The sequence below is a fragment of the Stenotrophomonas sp. YJH_SMC_6 genome, assembly GCF_059371335.1.
On sequence record NZ_JCAFUM010000002.1, the window covers coordinates 225,154 to 244,211 of the forward strand.

General features: G+C 66.8%; 17 protein-coding genes and 1 pseudogene. 13 read left to right on the plus strand and 5 right to left on the minus strand.

Annotated elements, in window-relative coordinates; genetic code table 11:
- Nucleotides 1-18 precede the first annotated feature (18 nt).
- The 3 genes from AC5P9N_RS02805 (at nucleotide 19) to AC5P9N_RS02815 (ending at nucleotide 2,898) form a co-directional block, all read left to right on the plus strand.
- Nucleotides 19-735: a response regulator gene (locus AC5P9N_RS02805; protein ID WP_164212565.1), complete on the plus strand. Its 717-nt coding sequence runs from the start codon at nucleotides 19-21 to the stop codon at nucleotides 733-735.
- Nucleotides 736-739: 4 nt separating this feature from the next.
- Nucleotides 740-1,816, plus strand: a complete 1,077-nt coding sequence (locus tag AC5P9N_RS02810; RefSeq protein WP_062607160.1) for an ATP-binding protein — start codon at nucleotides 740-742, stop codon at nucleotides 1,814-1,816.
- Nucleotides 1,817-1,971: 155 nt separating this feature from the next.
- Entirely contained in the window at nucleotides 1,972-2,898 is a 927-nt protein-coding gene (locus AC5P9N_RS02815; protein ID WP_012480374.1) for an ABC transporter six-transmembrane domain-containing protein, read from the plus strand.
- Nucleotides 2,899-2,994: 96 nt separating this feature from the next.
- On the opposite strand, the gene AC5P9N_RS02820 is transcribed toward AC5P9N_RS02815, so the two are convergent.
- Nucleotides 2,995-4,083, minus strand: coding sequence for a DNA glycosylase AlkZ-like family protein (locus AC5P9N_RS02820; RefSeq protein ID WP_099484679.1), 1,089 nt, complete (start codon nucleotides 4,081-4,083; stop codon nucleotides 2,995-2,997).
- A gap of 77 nt (nucleotides 4,084-4,160) precedes the next feature.
- Complete coding sequence (locus AC5P9N_RS02825) at nucleotides 4,161-4,745, minus strand: TetR/AcrR family transcriptional regulator (RefSeq protein ID WP_043033369.1); 585 nt, start codon at nucleotides 4,743-4,745, stop codon at nucleotides 4,161-4,163.
- Nucleotides 4,746-5,004: 259 nt separating this feature from the next.
- Between AC5P9N_RS02825 and AC5P9N_RS02830 the strand changes: the two genes are divergently transcribed.
- On the plus strand, nucleotides 5,005-7,197 hold the full coding sequence (locus tag AC5P9N_RS02830; RefSeq protein ID WP_099484654.1) for a TonB-dependent receptor: 2,193 nt from the start codon (nucleotides 5,005-5,007) through the stop codon (nucleotides 7,195-7,197).
- Between the two features lie 156 nt (nucleotides 7,198-7,353).
- On the opposite strand, the gene AC5P9N_RS02835 is transcribed toward AC5P9N_RS02830, so the two are convergent.
- Entirely contained in the window at nucleotides 7,354-8,019 is a 666-nt protein-coding gene (locus AC5P9N_RS02835; RefSeq protein ID WP_062607165.1) for a TraX family protein, read from the minus strand.
- A gap of 113 nt (nucleotides 8,020-8,132) precedes the next feature.
- On the opposite strand from AC5P9N_RS02835, the gene pip reads away from it, so the two are divergent.
- The 7 genes from pip (at nucleotide 8,133) to AC5P9N_RS02870 (ending at nucleotide 15,911) form a co-directional block, all read left to right on the plus strand.
- Nucleotides 8,133-9,080, plus strand: a complete 948-nt coding sequence (gene pip / locus AC5P9N_RS02840; RefSeq protein WP_005409806.1) for a prolyl aminopeptidase — start codon at nucleotides 8,133-8,135, stop codon at nucleotides 9,078-9,080.
- Between the two features lie 425 nt (nucleotides 9,081-9,505).
- Nucleotides 9,506-9,805 carry a hypothetical protein gene (locus AC5P9N_RS02845; RefSeq protein WP_099484655.1) on the plus strand — a complete coding sequence of 100 codons (300 nt, stop codon included), beginning with the start codon at nucleotides 9,506-9,508 and terminating at the stop codon, nucleotides 9,803-9,805.
- A gap of 63 nt (nucleotides 9,806-9,868) precedes the next feature.
- Nucleotides 9,869-12,628: a magnesium-translocating P-type ATPase gene (mgtA, locus tag AC5P9N_RS02850; RefSeq protein WP_148239626.1), complete on the plus strand. Its 2,760-nt coding sequence runs from the start codon at nucleotides 9,869-9,871 to the stop codon at nucleotides 12,626-12,628.
- Nucleotides 12,629-12,659: 31 nt separating this feature from the next.
- Nucleotides 12,660-13,397 carry an MgtC/SapB family protein gene (locus tag AC5P9N_RS02855; RefSeq protein ID WP_099484657.1) on the plus strand — a complete coding sequence of 246 codons (738 nt, stop codon included), beginning with the start codon at nucleotides 12,660-12,662 and terminating at the stop codon, nucleotides 13,395-13,397.
- 312 nt (nucleotides 13,398-13,709) lie between these two features.
- The gene (locus AC5P9N_RS02860; RefSeq protein WP_049460152.1) at nucleotides 13,710-14,765 is read left to right on the plus strand and encodes a sensor histidine kinase; all 1,056 of its coding nucleotides are present in this window, start codon (nucleotides 13,710-13,712) and stop codon (nucleotides 14,763-14,765) included.
- The gene (locus AC5P9N_RS02865; RefSeq protein ID WP_049460153.1) at nucleotides 14,758-15,399 is read left to right on the plus strand and encodes a response regulator transcription factor; all 642 of its coding nucleotides are present in this window, start codon (nucleotides 14,758-14,760) and stop codon (nucleotides 15,397-15,399) included. The genes AC5P9N_RS02860 and AC5P9N_RS02865 overlap by 8 nt, the downstream gene beginning before the upstream one ends.
- The gene (locus tag AC5P9N_RS02870; RefSeq protein ID WP_049460154.1) at nucleotides 15,396-15,911 is read left to right on the plus strand and encodes a DUF1697 domain-containing protein; all 516 of its coding nucleotides are present in this window, start codon (nucleotides 15,396-15,398) and stop codon (nucleotides 15,909-15,911) included. The genes AC5P9N_RS02865 and AC5P9N_RS02870 overlap by 4 nt, the downstream gene beginning before the upstream one ends.
- Nucleotides 15,912-16,012: 101 nt before the next feature.
- Here AC5P9N_RS02870 and AC5P9N_RS02875 read toward each other — a convergent pair whose 3' ends face one another.
- Together AC5P9N_RS02875 and AC5P9N_RS02880 are read right to left on the minus strand one after the other, a co-directional pair.
- A complete protein-coding gene (locus tag AC5P9N_RS02875; protein WP_049460155.1) occupies nucleotides 16,013-17,185 on the minus strand; it encodes a low temperature requirement protein A in 1,173 nt (390 codons plus the stop codon).
- Nucleotides 17,186-17,194: 9 nt separating this feature from the next.
- A pseudogene (locus AC5P9N_RS02880) lies at nucleotides 17,195-17,461 on the minus strand (hypothetical protein).
- A gap of 204 nt (nucleotides 17,462-17,665) precedes the next feature.
- On the opposite strand from AC5P9N_RS02880, the gene AC5P9N_RS02885 reads away from it, so the two are divergent.
- Nucleotides 17,666-18,190 (plus strand): RNA polymerase sigma factor, encoded by a 525-nt coding sequence (locus AC5P9N_RS02885; RefSeq protein ID WP_049460156.1) that lies wholly within the window; start codon nucleotides 17,666-17,668, stop codon nucleotides 18,188-18,190.
- Entirely contained in the window at nucleotides 18,187-19,038 is an 852-nt protein-coding gene (locus AC5P9N_RS02890) for a FecR family protein (protein ID WP_049460157.1), read from the plus strand. The genes AC5P9N_RS02885 and AC5P9N_RS02890 overlap by 4 nt, the downstream gene beginning before the upstream one ends.
- The last annotated feature ends 20 nt before the right edge of the window (nucleotides 19,039-19,058 follow it).

Consider the following 19,058-nt stretch of genomic DNA (forward strand, 5'->3'; position numbering starts at 1 on the left):
GTGAAACCGCAGCATGCAATGAAATCCGATGCCCGCACGCGCCAGGCGCCCCTGGTGCTGATTGCCGAGGATGAAGGCGAAATTGCTGACATTCTCGGCGCCTACCTGGCCCGCTCCGGGTTGCGCAGCGCCCGCGCCGCCGATGGCGAAGCCGCCCTCGCCAGCCACCGCCAGCTGCGCCCCGACCTGGTGCTGCTGGACGTGCAGATGCCGAAGTTGGATGGCTGGCAGGTCCTGAGTGAGCTGCGCCGGCGCGGCAACACCCCGGTGATCATGCTCACCGCACTGGACCAGGACGTGGACAAGCTCACCGGCCTGCGCGTCGGCGCCGACGACTATGTGGCCAAGCCGTTCAATCCGGCCGAGATCGTCGCCCGCATCCAGGCGGTGCTGCGCCGTAGCGCGAAGCCCATGGCAGAAGAACCCAACGGGCTGATCCGGCAGGGCCCGTTCGAGATCGACCTGCGCAGCCATGAGGTCACCGTGCGCACCGATGACCATGTGCACGCTTTGAATTTCACACTCACCGAGTTCCGTCTGCTGGTGCACATGGCGCGCGCACCGCGCATGGTGCACAGCCGGCTGGATCTTCTCCAGACCTGCCTGCCGGAAGGCGATGCGCAGGAGCGCACCGTGGACAGCCACGTCAGCAAGCTGCGCCGCAAGCTGGAGGGCGTCGGCGTCATCGGCATTCCCGCCACCATCCGCGGTGTCGGCTACCGCTTCCTGGACTGAACCGATGAACCCCAAAGGCAAGAGCATCGGGCGCCAGATCACGCTGTCCATCACGGTCGCGTCGCTGTGTTCAACCGTACTGTCGATCAGTGGTTTCTACCTGTTCTATTACCTGATGGAGGTGTTCTATCCACGCTGGTATGACGAGCCGGAAACCATCATGCCGTCAGGGCTGGAGTGGCTGTGGATCGGCCTGACCGCCACTGTGGTGGTGGCACTGGCCACGTTGATCGCCTCGCGCCTGACCCGGCGCATCATCACCCCGCTCAACTCAGTGGCCGAAAGCCTGCGTCGCGTCGCCAGCGGTGATCTTGAGGCGCGTGCGCGCGGCGGCGACACCTCGATGACCGAGGCCGCCACACTGGTCAGCGACTTCAACTCAATGGCCGAGCGGCTCAGCCGGATGTCCGAGAACCGCGTGTTCTGGAATGCAGCGATCGCACACGAACTGCGCACGCCGATGACCATCCTGCGCGGCCGCCTGCAGGGCATCGCCGAAGGCGTGTTCGAGCCCGGGCCGGAGCAGTTCAACAGCATGCTCACCCAGCTGGAGGGCCTGACCCGCATCATCGAAGACCTGCGCGTGGTCAGCCTTGCCGAAAGCGGTCACCTGGATCTGCGCCTGCAGCGCAGCGATGTCAGCGTGCAGGTAGCGGCGGTGGTCGAAGCGATGTCCGAGGCGTTGACCGAAAGTGGTTTCTCGATGACCTTGGACGCACGGCCGTCGCTTGCCGACTGCGATCCGGCACGCATCCGCCAGGCGGTGCTGGCACTGCTGGAGAATGCGCGGCGCCATGCCATCCCCTGCCCACTGCGGGTCCGTGTCACGCTGGCCGAAGGCCATTGCACCGTGACCGTTGAGGATGGTGGCCCCGGTGTGCCGGACGACCTTCGCGACAGCATTTTCGAAGCCTTCCAGCGCACCGATGTGTCGCGCTCGCGACAAAGTGGTGGTTCCGGGCTTGGCCTGGCGGTGGTGCGCGCGATTGCCGTGGCCCATCACGGAACGGCGCGATGCAGGGCGACCGAACGCGGTGGTAGCGCGTTCGAGATCCGCTGGCCGGTGCACGCGCGTCGTTGAGGGCCATTGTTGCCCTGGAATGCCCGAAATGCCGGAACTGCCTGGGTAGAGTCGACTGTCAGGCGACTTGCGCGCGCAAGCGCGGGTTCTTCCAGCAGTTCGCAAAGAGCAGTCGACCAACAGTCGACTCTACCCCCGACCCACCCAGGCATTCCATGAAACACCCCCACGATCCAGCGGCCGCCGCCGGCAGCATCGGCCAGCAGAATGCGGCCGCCACCCTGAAGGCCATCCTGCGCACCTACCCCTGGCAGCTCACCGGCACGTTCTCGCTGGTGGCACTGGAAAACGCGCTGCTGCTGGCCTATCCGCTGTTCGCCGGCTTCGCGGTGGATGCCATCATCCGCGGCAACATCGGCCATGCCATCTCCTACGCCGGCGTAGTGCTGCTGTTCTGGTTGGTCGGTGCCGCCCGCCGTGCGGTCGATACCCGGACGTTTACCCGCATCTATGCCGATCTGGCAGTGAACGTGGTGCAGGCGCAGCGCCGTTTGGGCCAGGCCACCTCCACTTCGGCGGCCCGCGTCGTTCTGGCCCGCGAGTTCGTCGACTTCTTCGAAAAGCACGTGCCGATCATCGCCACCGCACTGGTATCCATGTTTGGCGCTGCGGTCATGCTGCTCGCAATTGAACCGCTGGTCGGTGGAGCCGCTCTCCTCGCGCTGTTCGGTGCTCTCCTGCTGCTGCCGTCGTTCGCGCGTCGCAACGAGCAGTTGCATGGGCGCCTCAACAACCGCCTGGAACAGGAAATCCGACTGGTGGACCGGGTCAGTCCCTCGGTTTTGCGCCGTCACTACACCACGCTGTCACGCCTGCGCATCCTGCTCTCCGATCGCGAAGCCGGCGCCGTGCTGGCCGTCGGCGCGACGGCAGCGGCCCTGTTCGCACTGACCATCGGCCGCCTTGCCACCACCGATGGCGTTACCCCCGGTCACGTCTATGCGGTGATGACCTATCTGTGGACTTTCGCCGGCAGCCTGGACGATGCACCGTCGATGGTGGATCAGCTCGCGCGGCTGAAGGACATCGGCCGGCGAGTCAGCCCCGGCATGGACGATGCGGACCACAAGGACGCCGCTTGACCGGTAGATGCCCACCTTGGTGGGCACCGATGGAAGCCAGCGCCAACCAAGGTTGGCGACTACCGGGCGCGATGGCTACCCATGCGCCGCTCGGCGCTACAGGAACTCCGCCATGCGCTGCAGCTCGTCGTCCAGCGCGCCACGAAATACCTTGTCGCGGGCCAGCGACTTGCCGGCATAGCCCACGTTCGACACCAACTCACCTTCGCGCATGCTCAGGTTGGCCCAGCCCACCACCTGGTCGTGCCACAGTACCGGCAGTGCGTAGTAGCCGTATTGACGCTTCGGTGCGGGCGTGTAGGCCTCGAACTTGTACACCCAATCCCACAGCAGCTCGAAGCGACGGCGGTCCCACACCACCGGGTCGAACGGCGCCAGCAGGCGCACCTGTTCGTCCGGTGAATGGCGGCGCGAACGCGGATTCTCGTCCGCCGGCCAGTACCAGGTGGTGCCGTCCAGCGTGCAGCTGGCCAGGTGCTGCTTGGCCAACGCCAATGCCTTGCGGGTCTGCTCGGCCAGATGTGGGGCGCCATAGCCCAGCAGGCGCACGAGATAGGTCAGGCTGGCGGAAGGCAGCGGTGCGTACTTGCGCACCACCAGATCGATCAGGGCGGCAGCATGTTCGATCTGCGCCTGTTCGCTGGAATCGGGCTCGGCATGATCGGCCACCGCGTAGATGCGCGTACCGCTATCGCGCCGTTGCACGCGCAGCAGGCCGCGGTAGTGCATGCCGTCCAGCAGATGGGTACTGGCATTGCTGGTGCCGCCCCAGTAGTTGGTCACCCGCCCATGCGCGAACGCCTGGTCGACCTCGCGTGGGTGCACGCTGCCGCGCTCGCGCACGAAGGCCAGCACGTCGGCCGCACGGCGATGGGTCTCGGCATCCCACTCGCGTTTGGAGACCCGCGGGTGCATCAGTGCCAGATGCTCGCGCGGCAGGAACCCGTAGTTCACCAGGCAATCCTCTTCCACCGGCAGACGCGTGTAGCGCCGCTCAAGGTCGCCTGCGCGGTAATCCTTCACCCGGTGGCGCAGGGTCAGGTCCTGCGCGCGCGCCGGTGCGCGGATCGGGTCGGCCTGCACGAAGCCCAACCGCCGGATCGCGGCCAGCAGCGTGGTCGGCTTGAACAGGGTGCGCGCCACCGCGTAGCGGCGAAGATCATCGAGAGTGGGCGTGGCAGGCATGGCCGCATTGTAGATCCACGCCATCCGTAGATGGGGCCGTGGCGAACCGTGCAACGGCACCCACGCATGGCGTGGATCTACCGAAGCCGCGATACCTCCAGCGAACCGATCACCAACGCCCGCATGCCCTGCTTGAACTCGGTGATCACCTGCCCCTCCTCGTCGTCCGCAATCGCATAGATCGTGTCGGCGCCGGCGATGCAGTAGAACGCGATCGTGGCCAGCAGCCAGCGCGCCTTGTCCACCGGCAGGCCGAACACCTCGGCCACGTGCGCCTGGTGCGATGCGATCTTTTCCAGCATCGGCGCGGTCGCCACCGTTCGCCGAAGCAGGTAGGGCGGTAGCCCGGGATGCGCCTTCACCACTTCGCACAGCGACTCCACGAACCCCATCAGATAGGCCTCCAGCCCACCCGGTGCGTCGACCGACGCGCGCGGAATCTGCCAGCGCTGGAACACCGCCTCCGCCACCAGGCGCTTCAACGCCTCCAGGTTGGCCACGCGCTTGTACAGCGCCGCCTGGGTCACCGCCAGTTCGGCGGCCACGTTGGCCATGGTCAGGTTGGGCAGGCCCAGACGGATGCCGATGTCGGCCAGGCGCTCCGGGGTGATGGTGGGCGGGCGGCCACGGCTCGGCGCCGTTGGATCGGGGTGCGTGCTCATACGGTGCCTGCTCTTACGGTGCGCGTCCATACCCTGCTGAGGGTGCCAGTAAAGGGACCCTCTTGTCCGCTTCGATTGATTTAGTTTAACTTACTCAACTAATTCGGAAGGCGTCCAGCACGCTGCCCGTGATCGAGCCCATGGCTCACCTCCCGCCAGGTCCCCACCCAGCCAACAACCCTGCGCTGCGCCCTCTCCCCGTGCTTGCCGTCGGCAGCGCGCCAGGCGCGCTCGCGCCTGCGATTCACAGGACTCTGGCATGACCGTTTACAACTTCACTTCTGCACAGCATCGTGCTGCCGCATTCTCAGGCCTGATGCATCCGCCGGGCATGCACCTGCGTTATCGGGTGTCCGCCTTGGCGTTAGGGCTGCTGGCCTCGTTTGCCGCCCTGGCCGACACTGCACCGTCCACCCTGCCCTCGGTGCAGGTGCAGGAACAGCGCCGGGTCACTGCAGACTATGCGGGCGGGCAAGTGGCTGCCGGCAGCCGCGTCGGCCTGCTCGGCGACAAGGACTTCATGGACACGCCGTTCAGTACGGTCAGCTACACCGAGTCCTTCATCCGTGATCGCCAGGCCAAGGACCTGACCGACGTCATCGCCGCCACCGACCCTACGGTGTTCAGCAACGGCGTCACCGGTGCGTGGAGCGAGAACTACGCGATCCGAGGCTTTGCCTCCAACACCAGCGACACCACGTTCAATGGCCTCAGCGGCATGGCGCCCTACTACCGCACCTCGCCGGAAATGTTCGAGCGCATCGAGGTGCTGAAGGGACCGTCTGCGCTGCTCAACGGCATGCCGCCGGGCGGCTCGGTCGGTGGCAGCGTCAACCTGGTGCCCAAGCGCGCAAGCGAGCAACCGCTGCTGCGGGTCAGTGCCAACTTCGCCTCCGACGCGCAGTTCGGCACCCACGTGGATATGGGCCGTCGTCTGGGCGCCGACAAGCAGTTCGGCATCCGCTTCAACGGTGCCTACCGTGATGGTGACGGCGTAGTCGGCAAGCAGAGCAAGAAGGTACAGCTCGGTTCGCTGGCACTGGACTGGCGCGGCGAACGTGCGCGGGTGTCGGCGGATCTGTACAGCGCCGACGATCGCGTGGACGGCCCGGCACGTGGCGTCGGCCTCGCACCGGGCGTGGCCATTCCGCGGCCACCGCGTGGCGATACGCTGATCAACCCGGACTGGGCCTACGTGGACAGCCAGGACAAGGGCGCGATGCTGCGCGGCGAGCTGGATATCAACGATAGCCTGATGGCCTACCTCGCCTACGGCACCAGCAAGACCGACTACCGCTACAACGGTTCGATCAGCGCGCAGATCCTCAATCCGGCTGGCGACTTCACCACGGTGATCGGCCAGCTCGCCTTCGACATCAAGAAGCAGTCCGGAGATGCCGGCCTGCGCGGTTCCTTCCACACCGGCAGCGTCGGCCACCAGTGGGCCGCCAATGTGACCCATTACCAGCACACCCAGAACGACTACGGCCGGCGCAGCGTGCCCGGCTGGGACTGGACCACCAATCTGTACAACCCGGTGTGGGGCCCGGCCGCGCCGTTCATGGCACCGCACATCTCGCATACCGAGCTGACGCTGGACAGCCTCGGCTTCGCCAACACCCTGTCCTTCTCCGATGACCGCGTGCAGTTGACGCTGGGTGTGCGTCGCCAGCAGGTGGTCAGCGAGACCTTCAGCGTCGCTACCGGTGCGCGCACCTCGCGCTACGACAAGAGCGCGACCACCCCTGCGGCTGCATTGCTGGTGAAAGCCACCGACACGCTCTCCCTCTACACCAACTACATCGAAGGCCTCAGCCAGGGTGCTACCGCGCCGATGACCGCAGCCAACGCCGGCGATGTGTTCGCACCGTTCCGCACCAGGCAGAAGGAGCTGGGCCTGAAGCTGGACCTGGGCAGCTTCGCGCACACCTTCAGCGTGTACGAGATCAAGCGACCGAGCAGCTACACCGATCCGGTCACGAATATCTTCTCGCTTGGTGGCGAACAACGTAACCGCGGCGTGGAATGGGGCCTCTTCGGCGCACCGATGGGCGGCGTGCGCCTGCTCGGTGGCGTGGCCTATGTGCAGCCGAAGCTGACCCGCACGGCCGGCGGCGTGAATGAAGGACGCATCGCCACCGCCGTGGCGCAGCGGCAGGCCAAGCTGGGCGTGGAATGGGATGTGCCGACCTTGCAGGGCCTCACCCTGACCGGCAATGCCACGGCGATGTCGAAGCAGTACATCAGTGCCGACAATAGCCTGTCGGTGCCGGGGCGTACGTTGTTCGACGTGGGCGCGCGCTACAGCACCACCGTGGCGGGTCGACCGCTTGCGCTGCGGGCCAGCGTGAACAACGTGACCAACAAGGCGTACTGGGGCATGCCGTTGCTTTCAAGCCTGGCGCTGGGTGCGCCGAGGACGGTGTTGCTCTCTGCGACGATGGATTTCTGAGCCGGGCGACAAACTGTCAACGGGATCCACGCATGGCGTGGATCTGCCGGAAACTGTAGAGCCAGGCCATGCCTGGCTGCTTCCATGGTGATCCGCCAAACGCATCCACGCCTGGCGTGGATCTACCGACACAAGGCACGACCACGCACGCACTGATCACGAAAGCACGCGCGCCACCACCGCCAGCACCGCCAGATGCCCCACGTAGTACCCATAGAACACCCAGCGCCAGCGCGGCAGTCGCCACGGCACCCGCGTCGCCAGCACGACCACCGGAACAGCCAGCAGTGCCCAGCCGTTGTGGTTGACCCCGCACACCGCTGCAAGCCCAACCAGCAACAGCCACCACGCCCGATGCCGGAACGCGACCCAGGCCAGCAGCACGGCGCCAACACCGGCCCACTGGTAGTCCACGAACATCGGCAGCACGCCGGCAGCCAGCAACAGCAGCACAGGCCGATTGTTCGCAAACGCATGCACGGCCACCACTGCCAAGGTGAAGGTGAGCAGGATGTTGAGCGGCAGCCAGGAACCGAACGCCAATGCGTGCAATGGCTGCGCAATCAGCCCCCATAGTGCCAGCCGGCGGATCGATTTGCGCAGGTCGGCGCCCGGCTGGGCCAGGTTGCAGGCCATCACCAGCGCGAACAGCGGGAAGGCGATACGCCCCAGTTCGCTGACCACCGGCACGTAGCCCCCGAAGACCACCTTGGCCACGTGGTCGCCGGTCATGGCCAGCAGCGCGATCCACTTCAGCAGCTCGCGCGCGCCGCTGCCGAGGGTGAGGTTGAACGTGGACGTCCCGGTCGTGGTCGCTTGCATCGCGGAAGCTTATGCGCATCGGCCAGCGCATTTCCAGCGCCGCGCAGGAGGCCACCGCTGCAAGCCGCAGGTGGCGGCGCTATGCTGGCCACCCTGCTTGTGAGATGCCCGCCATGCGCACCCTGTACCCCGCCATCGAACCCTACCGCGAGTTCACCCTGAAGGTGAGCGATCTGCACACGCTACATGTAGAAGAGTGCGGCACGCCCGAGGGCATTCCGGTGGTGTACCTGCACGGCGGCCCGGGCGCCGGTATCTCGCCGACCCATCGCCGCTTTTTCGACCCGACGCGCTACCGCATCGTATTGATCGACCAGCGCGGCAGCGGCCGTTCCACGCCGTTCGGCGAGCTGCGCGACAACACTACGCAGGACCTGGTGGCCGATATCGAGAAGGTGCGTGAGCATCTGGGCATCGAACGCTGGCTGGTCTATGGCGGCTCCTGGGGTTCGACCCTGTCACTGGCCTACGCGCAGGCGCATCCCGAGCGCGCCACCGGCCTGATCGTGCGTGGCGTGTTCCTCGGCCGCGAAATGGAGAACCGCTGGTTCGCCGAGGCCGATGGGGGTGCGCGCTGGATCTTCCCGGAGCGCTGGGACCGCTATCAGGCCTATATTCCGCACGCCGAACGTGGCGACATGATTGCGGCCTACTGGACGCGCATGGATGGCCCCGACGAGGCAACCCGCATCGAAGCCGCGCAGGCCTGGCTGGGCTGGGAAGACAACGCCGCCACCCTGCAGCACGACGTGGATGCGCAATCCACCGATGATCCGCTGGACACGCTGGCCAAGGCCCGCATCGAAGCGCACTACTTCCGCAACGGCATCTTCCTGGAACCGGACCAGCTGCTGCGCAACATTGATCGCATCCGCCACCTGCCCGGCGTGATCGTGCAGGGACGCTACGACATCATCTGTCCGCCGCGCAGCGCGTGGGACCTGGCCAAGGCGTGGCCGGAAGCGCGCCTGGAGATGGTGACCTCCGGCCACAGCGCCAACGAGCCGGCCACGGTCGATGCGCTCGTGCGCGCGACAGATGCCTTTGCCGACCGCTTCTGAACAGGTGGGTAGTGTCGGCCGCTGGCCGGCATCCCACCGTGCGAGGGTAGTAGCGTCGACTGTGAGTCGACTGCAGTTGGCGACACTGCTTCGAGGCCCGCGCTGCGCGCGATAGTCGATTCACAGTCGACTCTACGGGGCCGGGTATCAGGTGCCAGTCACACCACCCGGCTATACCAAGGTATAGCCCAGCTAACCCACGAGCCTCTAGGCCAGCCCCATTCAGGGGCGGACAATAGCGGCACTGGCCAGGGCAATCCTGGCCGGCACCCTCCCCTCATGGAGACGCAGATGGACCCCGACCCTGCCGGGCGCACCGCGCCCCGGATGCCCGCAATCCGCCTGTTCCTGGCGCCTGCCCGCCGGTCCCTGCCTGCCTGAGTGACGGGGGACCGCCAGGTGCCGCCTGCCTGGAGATCACCCCCATGTCCTACAAGATCCTCTACATCACCCTGCGCCGCCTGATCGGCGAGCGCGATGTTGCCGCCCTGCGCAGCCAGCTGCTGCAACACAGCCCGGTCATGTTCGCCCGTTCGCTGTCGCTCGGTTCGCCGCGCGTGGTGGCCGATGCGCTGTCGCTGCTGCCAATCAGCGAGCGGATCACCGTGCTGCGCCATCTGCCCTACCCGCTGCGCGATGCCATGAAGCCGCTGTGCATCGGCGGCAGCCAGCGCCTGCACATGCAGCCGTGGTCGCCGGCGGTGCTGGCGATGCGCCACGCCTGACCTGTTCCAACCGTTCCGTTCGTGTTCCGGCCGCGGCCGGCTCTGACATTCGAGGAGAGTCCCATGAGCCTGCTCAACGCCTGGTTCAATGCCTTCCTGCGCAGCCGTCGCGCAGGCAACCTGTTCCGCCGCCGCGCGATGCCCGAATCCGGCTTCGGCCCGGGCAGCGCCGAGGCCGCGCCGTTCGCGCTCACCACCGGCCTGGTTACCCTCGCCCAGCAGGAGGAAGCCGAACTGCTGACCACACTGGAGTCGCATGCCGATGGCCTCAGCCCGCATGAGGCCGAGGAACGACTGGCCACGCTCGGCCCCAACGAGGTGGATCACGAAAAGCCGCTGCCGTGGTGGCGGCACCTGTGGCAGTGCTACCGCAATCCGTTCAACCTGCTGCTGACCGTGCTGGCGGCGGTGTCCTGGCTGACCGAGGACATCAAGGCCACCGTGGTGATCGGTGCGATGGTATTGCTGTCCACGCTGATCCGCTTCGTGCAGGAGGGGCGTTCGAACCGTGCGGCTGAGCGGCTGAAGGCACTGGTCGGCAACACCGCGCGCGTGCTGCGCCGCAATCCGGGCACCGAGGCCGCCGATGTGGCCGACCAGTACTTCGGCGCTCACCTGCAAAGCCGTCGCCCGGCTCGCCTGCTGGACCTGCCGATCCGTGAGCTGGTGCCCGGTGACCACATCGTGCTGTCGGCCGGTGACATGATTCCGGCCGATTGCCGCGTGCTGACCGCCAAGGACCTGTTCGTCGCCCAGGCCGCGATGACCGGCGAATCGCTGCCGGTAGAGAAGTTCGCGCACCCGGGCGACGGCCTGGCCGGCCTGCTGGAGCAGCACAACCTGCTGTTCATGGGCACCAATGTGGTGTCCGGCACGGCCACGGCTGTTGTGCTGGCCACCGGCAACCGCAGCTACTTCGGCACGCTGGCGCAGCGCAGCACCGCCACCGACCGTGCGCCGACCGCGTTCCAGGCCGGCGTCAACAGTGTCAGCTGGCTGCTGATCCGCTTCGCGCTGGTGATGGTCCCGTTCGTGCTGCTGATCAACGGCTGGACCAAGGGCGACTGGACCGAGGCGTTCCTGTTCGCATTGTCGGTGGCGGTGGGCCTGACCCCGGAGATGCTGCCGATGATCGTCACCTCCACCCTGGCCAAGGGCGCGGTGCTGCTGTCGCGGCGCAAGGTGATCGTCAAGCGCCTCGATGCGATCCAGAACTTCGGCGCCATGGAAGTGCTGTGCACCGACAAGACCGGCACCCTCACCCAGGATAGGATCGCACTGGAGCGTCACACCGATGTGTTCGGCCACGATTCGGAAGACGTGCTGAAGTTCGCTTACCTCAACAGCCACTTCCAGACCGGGCTGATCAACCTCCTGGATCGCGCGGTGCTGGAGCACGTGGAGCTGCAGAGTTCGCTGCGGCTGTCGCAGGACTACCACAAGGTGGATGAGATCCCGTTCGATTTCGAGCGCCGCCGCATGTCGGTGGTGGTGTCCGAGCGCGAGGACCACCATGAGCTGATCTGCAAGGGCGCGGTGGAAGAGATGCTGGCGGTGTGCAGCACCGTTCGCGAGAACGGCCAGGACATGCCACTGGACGAGCACCGCCTGGCCCGCGTGCGGCAGACCACCGAGGAACTGAACGAGCAGGGCCTGCGCGTGGTGGCGGTGGCGATGAAGGAGACCGCGGCCAGTCAGAGCGCCTACTCGCAAGCGGACGAGTGCGGGCTGACCCTGGTCGGCTACGTGGCCTTCCTGGACCCGCCGAAGGAGTCCGCTGCGCAGGCGCTGCAGGCGCTGACCGCACACGGTGTCGAGGTCAAGGTCTTCACTGGCGACAACGAACTGGTGACCGCCCGTGTCTGCGCACAGGTGGGGCTGGACGCGGACACCATCCTGACCGGCCCGCAGATCGAGCGCATGGACGACGGCGCGCTGTCGCGGGCGCTGCAGCACCATCGCGTGTTTGCCCGGCTGACGCCGCTGCACAAGGAGCGACTGGTGCGCGAGCTGCGCGCGCAGGGCAAGGTGGTCGGCTTCCTCGGTGACGGCATCAACGATGCGCCGGCGCTGCGCGCAGCCGATATCGGCATCAGCGTGGACAGTGCGGTGGACATCGCCAAGGAGGCCGCCGACATCATCCTGCTGGAAAAGAACCTGATGGTGCTGGAGGAAGGTGTCATCCAGGGCCGGCGCACGTTCAACAACATGCTGAAGTACATCCGCATGACCGCCAGCTCCAACTTCGGCAATGTGTTCTCGGTGCTGGTGGCCTCGGCCTTCCTGCCGTTCCTGCCGATGCTGCCGCTGCAGCTGCTGGTGCAGAATCTGCTGTACGACATCTCGCAGATCGCCATCCCGTTCGACAACGTAGACGAGGAGCTGGTGCGCAAGCCACTGAAATGGAACCCGGCCGACATCGGCCGCTTCATGGTGTTCTTCGGGCCGATCAGCTCGATCTTCGACCTGACCTGTTTCGCGCTGATGTGGTACGTGTTCGATGCACGCACGCCGGCCGACCAAGGCCTGTTCCAGTCCGGCTGGTTCGTGGTCGGACTGCTGACCCAGACCCTGATTGTGCACATGATCCGTACGCCGAAGGTGCCGTTCCTGCAGAGCATCGCCGCGCCGCCACTGCTGCTGATGACCGGCCTGATCATGGCCATCGGCGTGGCCCTGCCGATGAGCCCGCTGGCCGGCTACTTCAAGCTGCAGGCGCTGCCGGCCGGCTACTGGCCGTTCCTGGTGGCGATCCTGTTCGGCTATGCGGTGCTGACCACCGCGCTGAAGCGGTTCTACATCCGTCGTTACGGCTGGCAGTAAGCGCCCGCCGCTTTGTCCAGGAAGAAACACAATGGACATCAATCCGAACCTGCCGGCGTTCAACGCCGGCGCAACCCTGAGTTCGTTGATCAGCCTGTCGGTGGCGTTCGTGCTGGGTACGGCCATCGGCCTGGAACGGCAGCTGCGCCAACGCACCGCCGGCCTGCGCACCAACACGCTGGTGGCGGTGGGAGCGGCGGTGTTCGTCGATCTGGCGGTGCGCTTCCATGACCTGTACGGCGGCCCGCCGTCACCGCTGCATGTGGTTGCGTATGTGATCTCCGGCGTCGGCTTTCTCGGTGCTGGCGCGATCATGAAGGACGGCGCCCAGGTGTCCGGCCTGAACACCGCCGCCACCCTGTGGGGATCGGCGGCGGTGGGCGCCTGTGCCGGCATCAAGCTGCTGCCGGAGGCGGTGTTGGCAGCGGTGTTCGTGCTGGCCGCCAATACCCTGCTGCGGCCGGTGGTGAACCGCATCCAGCGGCAGCCGCTGCCGGAAGCGTTCAGCGAGGCGACCTATACGATCAACGTGGTCTGCCAGCGCGAGCAGCAGGCCGAGGTGCTGGACCAGCTGTTGCTGCTGCTTGAGCAGGCGCATTACCCGGTGCGCGCGGTGGACCAGCGCCCGTTCGGCGAGCGCGACGTGGAGATCGAAGCGGTGCTGTATGCCACCACCGTGGATGCCGGTGAGCTCGATGCCGTGCTGGCCACCCTGGCGACCACGCCCGGTGTGCTGCAGGGCTTCTGGAACGCCAGCCTGGAGGAGTAGTTCCGGCCGCTGGCCGGCAACCTGATGATCCCCGGACGCACCGTGCATCGCTTTGGTGGGTGCCGACCGTTGGTCGGCACAGAACCTTCAGAGACCGTGTCCATCCCTGCGGTAGTGCCGGCCGCTGGCCGGCAACCTCGTGATCTCCGAAGCACCGTGCAGTTGCCGGCCAGCGGCCGGCACTACCAGGCATCGTTCTGGTTTGTGCCGACCAACGGTCGGCACCCACCGCACGGGAGCACGCCGACCAAGGTCGGCATCCACCAATGCCGGCTTTGCTATCCTTTCCGCCCACGCCCGGGAGCTTCCCCGATGCCATCGCTGTCGCCCCGCCGCCCGCTGGTGCTGCTGGCCCTGATCGTCGTGATGGCGGCGATCTTCCTGATCGACACCGTCACCGATTACGCGGTTGCCGCTGCCTGCTTCTACGCAGCGGTCATCCTCGCGGCGTCGCGCGTGCTGAGCGCGCGCGGGCTCATCACCCTGGCCATCGCCTGCATCGCGCTGACCGGGTTGAGCTTCTTCCTGACCCGCTTCGGCACCTACCGCATCGGCCTGGTCAACTCGGTGATCGGCATGCTGGTGATCGGCATCACCACCTATCTCGCCCTGAACATGGAAGCGGCCAAGGCCGCCGTGCAGGAAGCACAGGGCCGCCTGTTGCGGGTGGCGCGCGCTTCCACCGTGGGCGAGCTCACCACTTCCATCGCGCATGAAGTGAATCAGCCGCTGGCGGCCATCGCCAGCAGCGCCGAAGCCTGCCAGCGCTGGCTGGCGCAGGACCCGCCGAACGTGGACAAGGCCCGGCAGACCGTGGCTCGCATCCTGGCCGACGCGCACCGCGCCGGTGACGTGATCGCCCGCATCCGCGGCCTGACCCAGGGCGCGGCACCGGAACGACGCGCCTTCGACCTGAACCAGGCGGTGGAGGAAATGCTGGCGCTGTCGCGCAGCGAGCTGGACCAGCACGGCGTGGCCGTGGCGCTACTGCTGGACGCCGACCTGCCGCCGGTATACGCCGACCGCGTGCAGGTGCAGCAGGTGATCGGCAACCTGATCCTCAATGCGGTGGACGCGATGGAGCCAGTCCCTGCCGCAGACCGGCGACTGTCCCTGCTGACCCGGCGTGACGGCCAGCAGGTCAGTCTCAGCGTGCGCGACCGGGGCGTGGGCCTGCCCACCGATCATCCCGAGCGCGTCTTCGATGCATTCTGGACCACCAAGTCACACGGGCTGGGACTGGGCCTCAGCCTGAGCCGTTCGATGATCGAAGCCAATGACGGCCAGATCCGCGCCGAACGACCGGCAGGCGGCGGTGCCTGCTTCGTGTTCGACCTGCCCATCGCCTCGGACGTTCAACATGCGTAAGCCCGCTGCCCCAGCCATCGACCCAGCGCCCATCGTCTACGTGGTCGACGACGACCCGTCGGTGCGCGCCGCACTGGAAGACCTGCTGGCCTCGATGGGCCTGCAGGTGCGGGCCTTCACCTCCACCCAGGCCTTCCTCGAACACGACCTGGAAGACGCGCCAGCGTGCCTGGTGCTGGACGTGCGCATGCCCGGCCAGAGTGGGCTGGAGTTCCATCGCACGATGGGCAGCCTCGGCCTGCAGCTGCCGGTGGTATTCATCACCGGCCACGGCGACATCGCGATGGGCGTCAACGCGATCAAGGACGGTGCCATCGAGTTCCTGACCAAGCCCTTCCGTGACCAGGAGCTGCTCGATGCCATCCACAAGGGCATCGAGATCGACCGCCAGCGCCGCCGCGACGGCGAGGCACTCGGCGCGCTGCAGCTGCGCTGGGACACCCTCAACGCCGGCGAGCGCGAGGTGGTTGATGGCGTGGTACGCGGCCGGCTCAACAAGCAGATCGCCGGCGACCTCGGCGTCAGCGAGATCACGGTGAAGGTGCGCCGCGCGCAGGTGATGCGCAAGATGGGCGCGCGCACCCTGGTCGATCTGGTGCGGATGTATGACCGCCTGCAGACGGGCACGGCATGAACGCGTACGTCGCGTTGCTGCGCGCGGTCAACGTCGGCGGCACCGGCAAGCTGCCGATGCGCGAACTGGTGGCAATGTGCAAGGACGCCGGCTTTTCCGACACCCGCACCTACATCGCCAGTGGCAACGCGGTATTCCGCAGCGGGCTTGATGAGGCCGCCGTGCGGGGGGCCCTCGCCCGACGGCTGCAGGCCTACGCCGGCAAGCCGGTAGGCGTGCTGGTGCGATCGGCCAGCGAGATCGCCGACGTGGTGGCGCGCAATCCGTTTCCGCAGGCCGCCGGTAACCGTGTGGTGGCATTGTTCCTCGATGCCAGCCTCCCCGCCGATCCGTTGGACGGCGTGACCGGCCGGCGTGATGAACAGCTTGCACTCGGCACGCGGGAGATCTTCGTTCATTACGGTGCTGGCATGGCCGACTCGCGCCTGCGGATGTCCTATGCCCAGCAAGGCACTGCCCGCAACATGAACACGGTGGGCAAGCTTGCAGCGATGGCCGCCGCGCTGGCCTAGCCTGCCAGCATTTCTTGTGCAGCGGTGCTGAAGTCGAGTGTCAATCGACTGCTCAGCGCTTGCGTTCGATGGCGGCTGGAGCGCTTTGCCGACGCAACGGATCACGCCCGCTGCAGGCGACGCTTCAACCGCGTATCCATCAACCCCACGGCCAGCAGCACCGCACTGGTCAGCCAGCCAGCGGCCAACAGATGGGTGTGCGGCAAGACCACGCCCAACACGACCAGCGCCACGGCACCGAACAGATGCGAATACGGGGCGCGCCGGTACACAACGCGCTTGTAGAGGGCGCTGCCAAGCAGGTAGATCAACGGCCCGGCGACCAGCACCGTTGCATATACCGGCGTCACCGCCGCTTCCGGGCGATCCATCACCAGGTCGTTGCCCACCGCGGTGGCGATGATGCCGGCGATCAGCAGCGCATGCACGTAGTGGAAATTGGCGCCCATCCGCCCGGGGTCCTCGGAATGGGTGATCGCCGCGGTGGCGTCGCGACTGGAGATGCCGAAGTACAGCCACCACATGGCGATCGTGCCGGCGAAGGTGGCAAGCACCGCCGACACCACCGCCCCGCTCCACTGCTCGACTTCACTGAGCACGCCACCGGTCGCCAGCAGCGTCTCGCCCAGTGCGACGATGACGAACAGCTGGCAGCGCTCGGCCAGGTGCCCGCCCTCGATGGTCCACTCGCGGGTGTGCGAACGGCCCAGCCCCGGGAACGCGAAGCCGAACATCGGTGAGACGTATTCGCACGCCACGGCCACCGCCCACAGCGCCAACCGCGTATTGCCCTCGGCTGCCGCACCTGCCAGCCAGAAGCAGGCCGACACGCTCACCCAGGCCAGCATGCGACGGAAGTTCGGTGCCAGTGGGTGCGTGCGACCGACCTCCAGCAACACGAAGGCGGTGCGCCCGACCTGCATGGTGGCGTAGGCCCCGGCAAACACCCAGGCGCGTTCAGCGAAGGCCTCGGGAATGGACGAGGACATCAACAGCGCCAGCAACATGGTGACGAACAGCAGGCTGCGGATGCGTGGCGCCTCGGGATCGAACCAGTTGCTGACCCAGCAGGCGTACTGCCAGCCCAGCCAGACCGCGAACCACAGCACCAGCGTCTGCATCACCCCGACCAGGTCCAGGTGATGCAGCAGATGGTGGCTGAGCTGGGTAACCGCAAAGACGTAGACCAGATCAAAGAACAGCTCTTCGTAGGTCACGCGGGCGTGGTGGCCATCGCGCTGGCGCAGGGCAGGCAGTCTCAGTCGTGTGCTCATGGCCGTCCTTCAGCGCGCCAGGCGCCAGTACAGCAGACCAGCCAGCAACGCCGGCACGGCAAACACCAGCAGCAGGATCGGCAGCTCCTCCCGCACGGCGTAACCGGCCTTGCTTACGCCCACCCACATGTTGGCCACCGTCACCAGCAGCTAGGTGGCGATGAACGCGATCAGGGCCGTGGGCAGCTGTGACTGGCCTACGCTCCACAGCCGCCCGAACAGCAGGAAAACGCCCAGCAGCACCACCCCACCCACCATCACCAGAAGCACGTGCATGGTCCATCTCCTTGAGCCTGCTGGCAGGCTAGCCGCGGCCGATTCTGCGCTCCAGACGATGATCGTGGTTTCACTTTCCAGTTCCGACGAACAATCCCCGACCCGCGCCCCACATGGCAAACGCGAACGGTTCCCATTAGTATTGCGTCATCGCGCAGGGATGCCCTTCCCCGCGCGCGCCCCTTGCCCTTGCTTCCGGTCCGGATGTCCCAGCTGCCTTCCCTACCCCCTCCCGCGCTGCCGCTGGTCTCCTCGCTGGTGCGCCATTACGAGGAACTGGTGGAGTATCTGCGCCGCCGTTTCCGCTCGCCAGGGTTGGCTCGTGAGGTGGTGCACGATGTCTGCGTGCGCCTGCTGGAACGCCCGGCCGCCTACGATGCACGGCAACCCATCGCGCTGCTGCGGCGGATCGCGCACGACACTGCGGTGGATCGCTGCCGCGCCGAGGATCTGCGCCGGCACTGGGTGGAGGCGCGTGCCGAGCTGCCCGATGACGCCTGCCCGCGCCCCGGGCCTGAGCAGCAGGCGCAGGGACAGCAGGCACTGCAACGACTGGGCGCCACCATCGAACGCATGCCCTGCCGCCGCCAGCAGGTCTTCATCCTGCACAAGATCCACGAACTGCCACAGGCTGAGGTTGCCCGCCGCATGGGTATCGGCCAGAAGGCGGTGGAGCGCCACCTGCGCCTGGGCATGGCCGATTGCCAACGGTCGGCTGGCCTGCGATGAGCCCACAACCGCCGCCGTCCACACCGCAACCGCCGGTCCAACCCGCAACCACCGACCAGGTGCTGGACCAGCATCGCGATGCTCTGAAGGAACGCTTCCCCATGCCCAGCGCGGATGCGCTGCAGCGTCGTCGCGGTGGACGTGCGGCGAAGATCGTCCTGCCGCTGCTGCTGATCACGGCCACGGGCGTGTTCATTGCCGACCCGGCATGGCAGGTGCACGACTATCGGAGCGCGGTGGGCGAACGCCGCGGCATCCGCCTGCCCGATGGCAGCCATCTGCTGCTCGACGCCGGTACCCATCTGCAGGTTCGCAGGCACATTCGCTCGCGGCAGGTGGTGCTGGTGCAGGGCCAGGCCCGTTTCCAGGTGCAGCACTCGACCTGGCGCCCGTTCGAGGTCGAGGCCGGGGCGGTGCATGTGCGCAACTATGGCACGGTGTTCGACGTTGACCGGCAGGGTAGCCTCAGCGAGGTAACCCTGTGGCGCGGCGAGGTGGGCGTGCGTGTGGATGGCGGGGGCGCAGAGCAGCGCCTGAAGCCGGGGCAGCGTGTGCTGGCCCAGCCAGGATCGTTGTCTCCGCCGGAAGCGGTGGACCCGGATCGAGCCGACTGGACCCGTGGGCGGTTGCAGTTCGACCGCATGCCGTTGGCCGAGGTGCTGCGCATCCTGCAGCGCTATCACGACCGTCCCATCGTGCTGGACGACCCGGTACTGGGGCCGCTGCAGGTGTCAGGCGTCTTCGATGCCGACCGCGCCGAAACCGTACTCGCGCTGCTGCCCGAGATCCTGCCGGTACAGGTGCACACCGCTTCCGATGGCAGCCTGCATCTGCGCGCCCGCGATTGAATGCCACACCGAGGGTGGGT